Below are 13,030 nucleotides of genomic sequence, written 5' to 3' on the forward strand. Positions count from 1 at the left end.
TACCCGCTTAGTAAGCCGTCTGGCTACAGCGGATCGTCACGAAAGTGAGCGGCTTCTTGCGCTAGCCACTCGACAAAGCGTGCCACCGCCGCTGGCATTTCACCCTCATCAGGTAGAAGCAGGTCATAGGCGAACGGAGAAGCGAGTGGATACTGCTCCGCAAAAGGGCGTGCCAGAACACCGCTCGCCAGCCGGTCAGCCACCAGCGGGTAGCTGGCGAGTACTACACCTTGCCCGGCAATGGCCTGATCGAGCGCCAGACTATAAAGCGAATAATGGCGTTGATTGGGCGTCTTCTTTATGGCTACTCCGGCGCTTTTAAACCAATCGCTCCAGCTTGGAATGGGATGGCCTGCGTGACTGCACCACTCCACGGTGAGCAGCGTCTGTGCCAGCAAATCGTTGGGGGTCTGTATGCTTGCCTGCGCTAATAGGGAGGGCGAGCAAACTGGAAACAGCGTGTCTTCAAACAGCCGCAGGCTGGTGACACCGGGCCAAGGGCCCTGGCCGTAGCGCAGTGATAAGCGCGCCCTGTTGGACAACCATAGCGGTGGCGTTAAGCGCGCCTCGGCATCTAGCGAGATTTCTATTTCCCGTTCATTCACTTCAAAGTGAGGTAAGCGGGGGAGTAGCCAGAGTTGTAGGAATGAGGGCGGTGCGCTAAGAAGCAATCGAAAGATCTCTTCTGAGTGCTCGGTGACGTTCTGGACGCCGCTGGCGATACGCAAAAGGCCAGCCTGGACATCTTCAGCCAGCATCCGGCCGGCGTCAGTGACATAAACGCCATTGGCGTATCTTTCAAATAGCACTACCCCTAAGTGAGCTTCCAACTGTTTAACTTGTCGACTAACCGCGCCAGGCGTAACCCCTAAGCGATAAGCGGCAGCTTTGAAGCTATTTTCTCGCGCGGCCTCAGTAAATGCGCGTAATGCATTAAGCGGCAGCCTTTCAATTTTCATAGCATGAGTTTTCCTAGGCCTAGGTATATCAAGTAATCGTTTGTAGGCAGTAGCGCTTCCTGATGCAATAGGCGTCTTGATCTTACCGGAGTGCGCAATGAATCATCAAAGGATAGCTGAGCGAAAGCCCGTGGACACCACGGCGGCTTCGCTAATGCTGCTGTTTTGTTTGATATTGGGTTTTCAGCAGGTGGCGATTAAAGGGGTGGCTGAGGATATCTCACCCATCGTGCAGATCGCACTGCGCTCCGCTATCGCAGGTTGCTTGGTGGGGTTGCTCGCCTACTGGCGGGGCATTCACTGGAAGGAGATCAGGCGCCATTGGGCCCCCGGTGTGCTGGTCGGCCTTGGGTTTGCCGCCGAGTTTGCTTTTGTCGCCTGGGGGTTAACGTACACACTGGCCTCGCATATGTCGGTCTTTCTCTATACAGCGCCCATCTTTGCAGCGCTTGGATTGCATCTTTGGGTTCCTGGCGAGCAGCTCTCGACCCGCCAATGGTGGGGCGTTGGCTTGGCTTTTGTAGGCATGGTAATAGCGATGGCACCAAGCGGCACTTACGGCATCGATATTATCATTGGTGACGCGCTAGGCTTGCTCGCAGGACTCTCGTGGGCTGCCACTACTATCGTCATCCGCAGGACATCGCTTTCTGAAGCACCAGCAGAGCTCACCCTTAGTTATCAATTAAGCATAACGGCGCTGTTATTACTGCCGTTCGCGGCTCTTTCGGGGCAATTGTTGAGCGCGAAGTTTACTTCCATAGCTGTCGCTAGCCTTGGCTTTCAGGCACTGATTATCTCGTTTGCGGCTCTGATGCTGTGGTTCACGTTGCTGCGCCGTTATCGTGCGTCGCAGTTGGGCGTGTTCTCTTTTCTAGGCCCGCTTTTTGGCGTCCTTTTTGGTACCCTATTGCTCAACGAGCCGCTCAGTATCAATTTTCTATTGGGGGGTGGTGTTATTCTAGTTGGCATTATCCTGGTGACGCGCTGATTCGTGCGTTGATCACGGCTGTCTTCTCTCCTTTTTTGATTGGCAATGAACTTCCCTTATGAAGCTGAGCGTCTTATGAGTACCGCCCCTTTTCATGCACTGGAATGCCCGCTGGATGGTGAACCGCTTCGGCTTTCGGACAATGTATGGCGTTGTGCGGCTGGGCACAGCTTTGATATTGCCAAGCAGGGGTACGTTAACCTTCTGCCTGTGCAGCAGAAGCGCTCCCATGACCCCGGCGATAGTAAAAACATGGTGGCAGCCCGGCAGCGTTTTTTAAACGCGGGCCTCTACCAGCCCATTGCAGATGCAGTCAGTAACGCCGTACTGCGCCATGTTGATGTGCCGCCTACGTCAAGCAGCTCGCCGCTAAGTTGTCTGGACGCAGGCTGTGGGGAGGGCTATTACCTGCGTCAACTGGCCCGCGCCGCACCAGCCCAGGCATCACTGGCGCTGATGGGGTTAGATATCTCGAAATGGGCAGTGCTCGCCGCGGCGAAGCAGGATAATAAGCAGACGCCGACAAGTCGTTGGGTGGTGGGTAGCAACGCACACTTACCCGTAGAGGCGGGAACACTAAATAGCGTTCTGTGTATGTTTGGCTTTCCTGTATATAGCGAATTTTCCAGGGTGTTAAAAGCCGGTGGAGTGCTGCTCCAAGTTGAGGCGGGGCCAGATCATCTGCGAGAGCTACGGGAAATTATCTATCCCGCATTAAAGCCTGAGCGTTCAAATGAGGGGGGAGTGCCGGAAGGTTTTGTCTACCAAAGCAGCGACAACGTGCGTTACACGCTAACGCTAAAGGGAGCTGAGGAGATCGCCGATTTATTGGCGATGACACCGCATCTTTATCGGGCCAGTGCGGAAGGGCGTGCGCGGGCAGCGGCGCTGGAGACATTAGTCACTACGGTGGATGTGCGAGTAGTACAGTGGCTTCGAGTTTAGCCGTTACTTAAAGCAGAGGCTGTTGATGCTCTGTCGTACTTCTCACATTAGCGTACTTGTCACATTGGCGTATTTGTCACGTTAACAGTGCCCAAACGCAACAAGGCCCGCATAAGCGGGCCTTGTCGTTCGAACCTCGGAAGGTTCGAGCAAATTCTAAAGCGCTATCTCTTGAGAGACTTAGGCTTAGGAAATTTGCTTGATGTTTGAAGCCTGAAGGCCTTTCTTACCCTGGGTAACGTCAAAAGAAACGTTAGCGCCTTCTTGCAGGGTTTTGAAGCCGTCTGCTTGAATTTCAGAGAAATGGGCAAACAGGTCATCGCCGCCGTCAGAAGGAGCAATAAAACCGAAGCCTTTAGTATCGTTAAACCACTTAACTGTGCCAGTAGACATAGTAAAAATCCTTTCGCGCAATGCGCTTTGTAAAGTTCCTGGTATCACCCAGATTAATAGCGGATAAAACAAGGAATACAATTACAGTCTTGCCGAAAGATTTTGTACACGTCTATCTCGTACATTTCTAAATCTTTTTCGTACACTTCTGAAACCATGCTTGCTTGCTAACCAACTGGCGCTACAGTGTCATGAAATGTAGCTCGTGTCAAACCCTTTGCTGATTATCTTACCTTTGCGCTCACTAAACAGCCTCTATTGCCAGCCCACTTTCCACACGCTGTCATCTTTTAAGCTTTGCCAAGGCACAATGAGCTCGCGATGAGAGTACACCGCCTCAATCACGACCTCTACTACGTTCTCTTCTTCATCTCGCAGCAGCTGGGTAACTATAAAGTGCTTCTCTTTATTGCTTGGCTGGGCAGCCGTCCATTTGCTGTGATGTAGCTTGCTCGGATTGATCGTATGCATTGACGTTCCTTGGCAAAGATATCTCGTGTTAGCTGCCATCAGTGATTATGCACTGACTATTGCACTTACTGTTGTACCCAGTTTTCAATGCCAAGCTCTGCATTTAGGCTTCTTAGGGTCTCGGTGCGTTCGCGACCGTTTTCAGAGTGACAGCCAGTATCGTGTTCAAGCACCGCTTGGGCGCCATCCTGGTTAACCCAGGTCACTGTATAGTTAGGCAGGTCGGTGGCACGGGGTTCGCAATCAAGGGTTTGCTGCGTTGTTCCCATGTCGGGTTGCATTGCAGCTAGTCGCTCTTGCAGCGAACGAAAAACAGTCGCGTTGCCTGCCTGAGTGCGCTCACCTTCCACGGCCGTGTGGCGTTCACCTGTGTAGCGGGTCGTACCATCCGCCTCAACTGCAACGCGATAGACAGGGCAGGTGCCGTAGCAAGGGCCTACTTCATAACGGATTTCAGCCAGGCTGTTTTCGCTGGTCGTGGCGGAATGTTGAGCGCAGCCCGCTGTCATTAGCGCCAATGTGGATACCGTTAAACAGGCGAGAGAAAAACGCATGCGAAAACTCCTTTTCTTGTAAAGATAATCTGACTTGATACGTTAGTTGCAAAGGGCTTCATTAGTGCCAGCAATACTCAATGCTTGAATTAGGGTTTGTACGAAAAGTCGGCGAGCGCAGGCAGTTTTCGTACAAAGCCTAGAGCATTTGGCTTTGCAGTGTATGTTAACGCCATCCGTTTCCATAAAGTAATCGCTAAATTAACAAACATGCACAAGGCTGTGCATGTTTGATGCGTCTGAGCTACATAAAAACCGCCGGGATAAAAAGCCACCGGGCCTTCATCATCGATGAAAGCCGGGCGGCTTTGACAGATTACTCTTGGCGATATAGCACCATGCCGCCGTGATAGAGCACGTCATTGATGAATTCTCCATCAGCGGTGAAGCCGGTGTCATCCCAGTATTCGATGTAGTTATCCGTTACCCGGTAGCGGCCCTGGTAAGCGCTTTCGCGTTCGCCCCGTGCCTCGTCGTAACGATTGTTGGGTAAAAGCTCATGTCGAATTCGGCCATCTTCGGTTACCCACATACCAACATAGGGATGGTCTGCCATGTCGGTTTCTCCTGTGTCATGGGATGTTTGCGCCGTTGTCAGTTCTGGCATAATAGTGATAATGCCAGCGACGATCAGGGCGCGTTTCCAGTAAATGGGAAGCTTGGTGTCTTGCATGTGAAATCACTCTTTCTAGGCATCGCACCCGGTAAGTCGCTCGGGTGTGACGTATGCGGTGTTATAGGCTAGCGGTGGGGCGCACGACGATGTCGCTGGTATCGACATCGTCCGGTTGATTAATCGCATGGGCGATCGCTGAGGCAATGGCGTCGGGTTTAAGTGCAATCTGTCGATAAGTCACCATGGCTTCAGCCGCCTCGGGATCCGTAATGGTATTCGCCAGTTCGGATTCAACGACGCCGGGGTAAACACAGGTAACGCGGATTTTATCGGTTTCTTGGCGTAACCCATCGGAAATAGCGCGAACCGCGTATTTAGTGGCGCAGTAGACCGCCGCCGTTGGGACGACCGTGAATCCGCCTATAGAAGAAACGTTGATGACCTGGCCGCTCTCCTGTGCTTGCAGGGTAGGCAGAGTGGCGGCGATGCCATTGAGGACGCCACGAATATTGACGTCGATCATTTGGTTCCACTCATCGACTTTGAGCGATGCCAACGGCGAGAGCGGCATAATTCCAGCGTTATTGACGATGACATCGATGCGGCCATGCAACGTAAGAGCGTAATCTGCGAAGGCCTGCATATCTTCCAGGCTGGTTACATCCAGCGCCCGATAGTCGACTATGCCACCCTCGGCGCGAATGGACTCGGACAGAGCTTTCAAGCGATCGCCCCGGCGTGCGCCGACCACGAGGCGGTGGCCTTGACCCGCTAGCCAGCGAGCGGTGGCTTCACCGATACCGCTGCTAGCACCGGTCAATAAGACAACTTTTGAAGGATGAGTCGTTGATGATTGGCTAGTGATTGAAGGGTTAGTTGCCGTCGTCATGTAATGATCCTCTCGTTTATTTACTACCGGGAGCAGATTAACGAGCGGCAGCAAAAGCCAATAGAGGCGATCCTACTGCATGCTTGCCTAATCCTATGGCGTGCAGATAAAGGCAGGCTGAGAGGGCTGTGCCAAACTACCATGATAGCAACCTAAGTTTTCAATCGACCCGTAGGGATTTAAATGACACGTATATGGAAGGCCTATTGTCAGGCATCGCTGATTTTACGCGTCACCATCGCACTGGTGCTGGGCGTTGTGGTCGGGCTGGTGGGCGGTGAACCGGTAGCGGTTTGGTTAGCACCGTTAGGCGATTTGCTGCTTCGGCTGCTTACTTTTCTGATTGTTCCGATTGTGCTGTTTACGCTGATGGTGGGTGTGAACCAGTCACGAGAGGGCAGTGCAGGACGTATTGGCGGCAAGGTATTTGGTTACTATTTAGCGTCATCGGCATTAGCGATCACCGTGGGTTTAACTATCGCTTCCCTGTTCAATCCGGGTAGCGGAATGAGGCTGGAGGAGGAAGCCAGCTTCTCGGTGCCGGATAACCCTGGCGTTATGGATGCCCTGCTTAATATCGTGCCCAGTAATATTATCGGTGCGTTTGCCGAGCTCAATATGCTGGGTATTATTTTTACAGCGCTGGTGTTTGGCATCGCCTTGTTAAAAATGCGGCAGTCTGAACGTCAGCAGGCGATGGGCGAACGTCTGTATGAGGTGATTGAAGCGCTCAATGAGGTCACCTTAAAAGTGATGTCTGGCGTCTTGCACTACGTGCCTATCGGCGTGTTTGCGATTGTCGCCGAAACGGTAAGTCAGCAGGGGTTGGAAACGCTGCTATCGCTGGGCGATATGGTGGTGGTGCTGTATATCGCACTCGCCGCTCATTTGCTGATTTATTGCGGCATCATGCGGCTATTTGGTGTGAAGTTACGTACTTTCTTTCGTGAGGCCCGCACGCCGATGGCGACGGCGTTTGCGACCCAAAGTAGCTCGGGAACATTACCACTCACCATTAATGCGGCCCACCGGTTAGGGATTTCCAAAAGTATCTATGGCTTCAGTCTGCCATTAGGCGCTACGTTAAATATGGATGGCGCGGCGATTCGTATCGCGATTTCGGCGGTCTTTGCTGCCAACGTGATTGGCGCGCCGCTGGATTTCATTAGCATGGTGCAGATAGTGCTGATTGGCACGTTGGTGTCGGTGGGTACCGCCGGCGTGCCAGGCGCTGGGATCATTATGATCGCGACCGTGTTTGCCCAAGTGGGGCTGCCAATAGAGACGGTTGCGCTGCTCACTGCCATTGATGCATTGGTAGGTATGGGGGCTACGGCGCTTAACGTGACAGGCGATTTAGTGGGTACCTCCGTTATCGCCCGAAGCGAAGGCGAAGAGCTGAAAGAGACAGCTCTGGAAGATACGTCCGCCACGGCAAAGGTGTAGTAAGTAAGGGATAGTAAGTCAGCGCCGTTGATTTAAAGGAGGACTCACGATGAATGATCGAGAACTCACCTATCTGAGACGTGCCATTGAACTGGCTGAAGAGGCCCTTGAGGCAGGCGATGAGCCCTTTGGGAGTGTGCTTGTAAGTGCTGACGGTGACGTGTTGGCAGAAGACCGTAACCGCATTGCCGGTGGTGATTCCACCCAACACCCTGAGTTTGCTCTGGCACGCTGGGCAGCACAGCATATGACGCCAGAAGCGCGAGCAGCGGCGACTGTCTATACTTCAGGCGAACATTGCCCCATGTGTGCTGCTGCCCATGGCTGGGTGGGGTTGGGGCGTATTGTTTATGCGAGCTCATCGGAGCAGCTAAGTAGTTGGCTTGCGGATTTAGGGGTTGGGCCGCCACCTGTTGCCACTTTGCCTATTCAACAGGTGGTACCTGGGCTGAAAGTAGAAGGCCCTATTCCTGAGCTTGATGAAAGCGTGCATGCACTGCATCAGCGTCGACATGGACACCCTTAGTTAATGTCACAAAAAAGCCGCCTAAGCGTTAGCTTAGGCGGCGTCATACTCAATCAGCAAACAACTTCAAATGCTAGTGCTTCAAAATCACATAAAACGCATGGATGATGCCCGGAATGAAGCCAAATAGCGTTAGGATAATGTTCAGCCAGAAATGCCCTTTAAAACCGACCTCAAAAAATACGCCGAGTGGGGGAAGTATAACGGCAAAAATCATCTTAATCGGATCAGTCGCTGTAAACGCCATGAAGCCTCCTTTGCTTTCAGGGGTGTAACTTGTACAAGTGTAGGCACTGTCGGAAGTTTTATCCAGGCCTTGGTGAATAAGCTGAGACTGACCCAATAGAAAATCGTTCATTTACACTTTCACTTTCCACTAACACTATCTGGGAGGGACCCCATGCCCAACGTAACATTAAAAGTCACCACCGCGTCTTTAGGGGTGTTGAGCTGCTTTGTAGCAAGTCAAAGCTGGGCTCAAGAGGGCCCGACGAACAACACTAGCCTGGCCACCGTGGAGGTGACCGCGCCTCGTTTGGCGCGTGAGCTATATGATACGCCCGCGGCGGTTTCCACCATTGACCGCGAAGCCATTGCGCAAGGCCAGCAGCGCACGCGATTGGATGAGTCTCTGGTGCGGGTGCCGGGTGTTTTTTTGCAGAACCGCGATAACTTTGCACAGGGACAGCGTATTTCCATCCGCGGTTTTGGTGCGCGCGCGCCGTTTGGCGTACGCGGGATTACCGTGATGGTCGATGGTATTCCCTACACGCTGCCGGACGGTCAGGCGCAGTTAGATGCCATTGACCTGGACAGTGCCGAGCGTATTGAAGTCATCCGTGGGCCTTCTTCGGTGCTTTATGGCAATGCGGCAGGCGGAGTGATTGATATCACAACAGCGGATGGGCGCGATAACCCTGGTTCAAGCGTGCGTACCGAGGTGGGAAGCGATGGCTACCGTAAGGCGGTCGTGCAAACCGGTGGCGCCCAAGGGGATTGGTCGCACCATGTGAGCTTTTCAGCGCTTAATGTCGATGGCTATCGAGAGCAGAGCTCCACGGAAAAGTACCTGCTGAACGCCAAGCTACGTCGCGAATTAGGCAGCGACCGAGCGTTAACCGCGATTATCAATCTGCTCGATAACCCCCGCTCTGAAGATGCGGGGGGCGTTACACGTGAAATCGCGAGAAATGATCCACAAGGTACAGTCGACTCAGAGTTTTATTCCCCTACACGTCTCGACTCAAGGCAAAGTGTTGATCAGCAACTTCTTGGTTTACAGTACGAAGATTTGTCCGCAGGCCCGGGCGAGTTCTACTTAAAAGGTTTCGTCGCCCAGCGTGATTTTGAGCAGCAGTTGCCCTATGTGGGCGATAGTCGCATCGGCTACCAACGTGATTACCTGGGCGCGAGTGCCGAGTATCATCATGAGATCAGCCTGGGCAGCCTACCGCTGAGCTATATCACCGGCGTTGATGTGGCCCGCCAAGACGACGATCGTTTCCGCAATAATGTAGACGGCGGAGGTGTGGTGGGCGAGCAAGCGGCTGAAGAGACCCAAACCGCGACTTCGGCGGGGGTGTTTGCCCAGGGTGATCTAGCATTGACCGAGCAGGTAACGCTCTCGCTGGGTGCGCGCTTCGATAGGGTGGAATTAGAAATAGATGATCGCTATCTGGCCGATGAAGGTGGCGATCAAAGTGGCGAGCAAACCTTCAATGAGTGGAGCGGTTCGGCAGGTTTAAGCTATCGTTATCGCCCCCAGCATCAAGCCTATATCAATACCGGCACGGCGTTTGAAACCCCGACATTCTCAGAGTTTGCAAACCCGGTGGGTGGCGGTTTTAACCCGGGTGTTAAGCCACAAAAAGCGTGGAGTCGTGAGGCTGGCTTGCGAGGTTATGTGGAGCCGCTCGCGATGGATTATGACCTGGCGCTGTTTTCAGTACGCGTACGCAATGAGTTAGTGCCCTATGAGTTGGAAGAAGACAGCCGTACTTTCTACCAGAACGCGGGTGATACTGATCGTGATGGTATCGAGCTGGCGCTCGGTTGGCAGTTGGCCGACCAGTGGCGGTTGGATAGCGCCCTGACGCTGGCGCGCTATGAGTTTGATCAATTTGCCACACCAACGGAAAGCTTTGGTGGCAACCGCATCCCCGGCTTACCCGAACAGACCTGGGTCAACCAGCTAACCTGGCAAGGGAGTGATGAGCGCTTTGCGACCCTGGAAACCCAATACGTGGGTGACTTGGTGGCGGATAACACTAATGATACTGAGGTCGATAGTTACTGGCTGTTGAACCTACGCGTAGGCGATGGTTGGCAGTTGGGCAGTGATACGCGATTAAATGCTTATGTTGGCGTGCGCAATCTATTGGATGAAGAGCACTACGCCAACGTACGCTTGAACCCTGATCCTGATTTCGGCCGTTTCTACGAACCCGCGCCAGGACGCAGTGTTTATGGCGGCTTAGAAGTACGTTTCTAAATGCTACATAAATAAAATAAAAACGGGCGGCCCATTGGGTCGCCCGTTCTCGTTGGTGAGTCTATTAGCTCGACCGGTTACTCAGGCAGCGCGTAGCCAATCACGTAATCACCCATCTTGGTGCCAAAGGTGCCGTGACCACCCGCCGTGACCACGACGTACTGACGACCATCTTCGCCGGTGTAGGTCATGGGGGTGGCTTGGCCACCTGCCGGCAGGCGCGCTTTATACAGCTCTTCGCCAGTGGTGATGTCGTAACCGCGCAGGTACTGATCCAGCGTGCCGCTCAGAAACGATACACCGCCCGCAGTAGTGATCGGGCCGCCGAGTGCGGGAACACCGACATTCAGCCCAATCGGCAGGTCGAACGGCATGCTGTCGCGTGTCGTACCATTACGGTGTTTCCATGCCACTTCTGCGCTTTGTAGATCGATACCGGCCACATCGCCCCATGAGGGCGCTTGGCAGGGCAGGCCTAGCACGGAAAGCAGTGGGCCAAGCTCAACGGCATAGGGGGCGCCTGCATTAGGCTGCAAACCCTGCTCGCTAGCCGAACCTTGTCCTTCTTCTACCTCTTCGCGAGGTACCAACTTGGAAACAAATGCCAAGTATTTAGCGCCGGTGAATAGTGCTTGGCGTTCAGGGTCAACGGCGACGCCACCCCAGTTCATTACCCCGACATTACCCGGATAAACAATACTGCCTTCCAACGAAGGCGGTGTGTACTGTCCTTCATAACGCAACGAGTTGAACTGAATGCGGCACATCATCTGGTCAAACGGTGACGCCCCCCACATGTCGCGCTCGGTGAGCGGGGGTGGCAGTAGGTTAAGCGCTGAGCGTGGCTGGGTTTCGGCTGTCCAATCACCTTCAACAGCGCCTTGCGGCGCAGGCACTTCTTCGATGGGCACGATTGGCTCACCGGTTTCACGGTTCAAGACGTAAAGGCTGCCTTGCTTGGTCGGTTGAATCACCGCGGGCTGGGTACCTTCATTTGTGGCCAGGTCAATCAGCACCGGTTGCGCAGGTGTGTCCATGTCCCACAGGTCGTGGTGAACGAACTGGTAAACCCATTCCACTTGGCCATCTTCTAGATTAAGGGCTACCAGACCTGCGCTATAGGTTTCATCGTTTTCACTACGGTTAGCGCCATACTGGTCAGGCGTCGCGTTGCCCATGGGCAGGTAGACCATGCCGAGTTCTTCATCGACGCTAATCGGCGCCCATACGTTAGGCGAGTTACGTGTGTAGGTTTCGCCTTCAGCTAGTGGTTCGGTGTCATCGGGGTTGCCGCTATCCCAGTTCCACACCAACTCGCCGGTATGCACGTCGAAAGCGCGAATGACACCAGAAGGCTCATCAGTGGAACTGTTGTCGGTAACGTGTCCGCCAAGAATAACCAGGTTTTCCGTTACCGTTGCAGGCGAGGTGGAGTAGTAACCACCAGGGTCGAAGTCGCCAATATTGTTGGTCAAGTCGACTTCACCATTCTCGCCGAAGTTGGCGCACCGTTCACCTGTGTCGGCATTCAGCGCAATTAAACGTGCATCAGCGGTGGGCAGGTAAAGCCTGCGTGGACACATGACATCCGTTTCGCTGAGCATGGGTTGCGCGTTACCTGCGCCTTCAGCACCAAACATCAAAGACAGGAACGAGAGGTCCAGGCTGAATATATCGCTGTTATCGAAAATGTCGAATGAGAGCGCGGTATCACTCGTCGCGGCACTATTGTTGCCGGTCTCGTTGCCGTCTGCTGCTTCGCTAGTGTCTGAGCCAGCCGCGTAATTAGCTGCATCGTAGTAGGCGAGGCCGCGGCAGGTCATATGGGCCCAGAGCGAGAAATCCTCGGCACCCAGCGTGCTAACCTCTGGGTCAAACTCCCACAATGTTTCCCCTGTTTCCGGGGAGAGCGCCATCGCGCGGCTGTGCGAGGTACAAATATATAGGCTGTCGTTTACTTTAAGCGGGGTATTCTGGTTGGTGATTTCGGGCGGCGCGCTGGGCCCCGCCACGTCACCGGTTTGAATGCGCCATACCTCTTCCAGTTCACCGATGTTGTCAGGCGTAATCTGTTCAAGCGATGAGTAGTGAGTGCCTGCATTGGTGCCGCCATAGGCAGGCCAGTCGTCTCCCGCTACTTGCGCAGGGTTAACGGTGCTAGCCGCTTCGTTGGGGTTGGAGATCGTCCCTTCGATTCTGTCTGGGTCGCTCAGCTGACTCGCAATAGCCACCAAGATGGCAGCAACAATGCTACCTGCCAATGCCAAGCTGCCGCCCCGTGAATGTAACGGTTTACGCCACCAGGGAAGCAGTAGAATAATCCCGATTAGACAGAGAATCGCAACGCGTGGCACCAACTGCCACCAGTCTAAGCCGACTTCCCATAACGCCCATACGAGCGTCGCAAACAAGATAAGCGCATACAGCCAGAGCGCTGCGCCCTGGCGCATGGCCAGTAAAACACCGCTGGCGATAACGCCTATGCCGGTAATTAAATAATAAGCACTGCCGCCTACGCTAAGCAGCTTGCCGCCGCCAATGGCCAAGGCAAGTCCCGCCGCAACTAGCAAAAGGCCAAGCAGTAATAGCGGCCATCTGCTGTGCGTACGTGAGTGTTCATCCATGAGGTAACCCCTATTTAACAACGAGTGAATGCCACTTGGCAGTGGCTGCTAAGCGGCGATTCCGCAAAGTGCCCTAACCCATCAGCAAGGCCGATGGGTTAAAACACATCTCAATAGCTAATCGA

13 protein-coding genes are annotated in these 13,030 nt (G+C 53.8%); 5 read left to right on the top strand and 8 right to left on the bottom strand.

Annotation, left to right across the window (positions count from 1 at the left end; all coding sequences use genetic code 11):
- Positions 1-23 precede the first annotated feature (23 nt).
- Positions 24-959 carry a LysR substrate-binding domain-containing protein gene (locus CXF87_RS20435; RefSeq protein ID WP_101147993.1) on the bottom strand — a complete coding sequence of 312 codons (936 nt, stop codon included), beginning with the start codon at positions 957-959 and terminating at the stop codon, positions 24-26.
- 97 nt (positions 960-1,056) lie between these two features.
- On the opposite strand from CXF87_RS20435, the gene CXF87_RS20440 reads away from it, so the two are divergent.
- Positions 1,057-1,950 (top strand): DMT family transporter, encoded by an 894-nt coding sequence (locus CXF87_RS20440; RefSeq protein ID WP_101147994.1) that lies wholly within the window; start codon positions 1,057-1,059, stop codon positions 1,948-1,950.
- A 75-nt stretch (positions 1,951-2,025) separates the two neighbouring features.
- Positions 2,026-2,895, top strand: coding sequence for a putative RNA methyltransferase (locus tag CXF87_RS20445; protein ID WP_101148044.1), 870 nt, complete (start codon positions 2,026-2,028; stop codon positions 2,893-2,895).
- A 186-nt stretch (positions 2,896-3,081) separates the two neighbouring features.
- On the opposite strand, the gene CXF87_RS20450 is transcribed toward CXF87_RS20445, so the two are convergent.
- From CXF87_RS20450 to CXF87_RS20470, 5 genes are all read right to left on the bottom strand, one after another.
- On the bottom strand, positions 3,082-3,288 hold the full coding sequence (locus tag CXF87_RS20450; RefSeq protein WP_007111402.1) for a cold-shock protein: 207 nt from the start codon (positions 3,286-3,288) through the stop codon (positions 3,082-3,084).
- A gap of 255 nt (positions 3,289-3,543) precedes the next feature.
- Complete coding sequence (locus CXF87_RS20455; protein WP_008957781.1) at positions 3,544-3,759, bottom strand: TIGR02450 family Trp-rich protein; 216 nt, start codon at positions 3,757-3,759, stop codon at positions 3,544-3,546.
- Between the two features lie 65 nt (positions 3,760-3,824).
- Positions 3,825-4,313: a DUF6438 domain-containing protein gene (locus CXF87_RS20460; RefSeq protein WP_101147995.1), complete on the bottom strand. Its 489-nt coding sequence runs from the start codon at positions 4,311-4,313 to the stop codon at positions 3,825-3,827.
- Between the two features lie 316 nt (positions 4,314-4,629).
- Positions 4,630-4,986, bottom strand: coding sequence for an Atu4866 domain-containing protein (locus CXF87_RS20465; protein ID WP_198556154.1), 357 nt, complete (start codon positions 4,984-4,986; stop codon positions 4,630-4,632).
- 61 nt (positions 4,987-5,047) lie between these two features.
- On the bottom strand, positions 5,048-5,818 hold the full coding sequence (locus CXF87_RS20470) for an SDR family oxidoreductase (RefSeq protein ID WP_101147996.1): 771 nt from the start codon (positions 5,816-5,818) through the stop codon (positions 5,048-5,050).
- Between the two features lie 183 nt (positions 5,819-6,001).
- Between CXF87_RS20470 and CXF87_RS20475 the strand changes: the two genes are divergently transcribed.
- Complete coding sequence (locus CXF87_RS20475; protein ID WP_101147997.1) at positions 6,002-7,264, top strand: dicarboxylate/amino acid:cation symporter; 1,263 nt, start codon at positions 6,002-6,004, stop codon at positions 7,262-7,264.
- A gap of 49 nt (positions 7,265-7,313) precedes the next feature.
- Positions 7,314-7,790 carry a nucleoside deaminase gene (locus CXF87_RS20480; RefSeq protein ID WP_101147998.1) on the top strand — a complete coding sequence of 159 codons (477 nt, stop codon included), beginning with the start codon at positions 7,314-7,316 and terminating at the stop codon, positions 7,788-7,790.
- Between the two features lie 73 nt (positions 7,791-7,863).
- On the opposite strand, the gene CXF87_RS20485 is transcribed toward CXF87_RS20480, so the two are convergent.
- Positions 7,864-8,037 (bottom strand): YqaE/Pmp3 family membrane protein, encoded by a 174-nt coding sequence (locus tag CXF87_RS20485; RefSeq protein WP_035538925.1) that lies wholly within the window; start codon positions 8,035-8,037, stop codon positions 7,864-7,866.
- 153 nt (positions 8,038-8,190) lie between these two features.
- Here CXF87_RS20485 and CXF87_RS20490 point away from each other — a divergent pair, with 153 nt between their 5' ends.
- A complete protein-coding gene (locus CXF87_RS20490; protein WP_101147999.1) occupies positions 8,191-10,281 on the top strand; it encodes a TonB-dependent receptor family protein in 2,091 nt (696 codons plus the stop codon).
- Between the two features lie 77 nt (positions 10,282-10,358).
- Here the strand turns inward: CXF87_RS20490 and CXF87_RS20495 are convergent, their stop codons facing one another.
- A complete protein-coding gene (locus tag CXF87_RS20495) occupies positions 10,359-12,905 on the bottom strand; it encodes a glucose/quinate/shikimate family membrane-bound PQQ-dependent dehydrogenase (protein WP_101148000.1) in 2,547 nt (848 codons plus the stop codon).
- Positions 12,906-13,030 lie beyond the last annotated feature (125 nt).

This window comes from Halomonas sp. MES3-P3E (assembly GCF_002836035.1).
Lineage (GTDB): Bacteria > Pseudomonadota > Gammaproteobacteria > Pseudomonadales > Halomonadaceae > Vreelandella > Vreelandella arctica.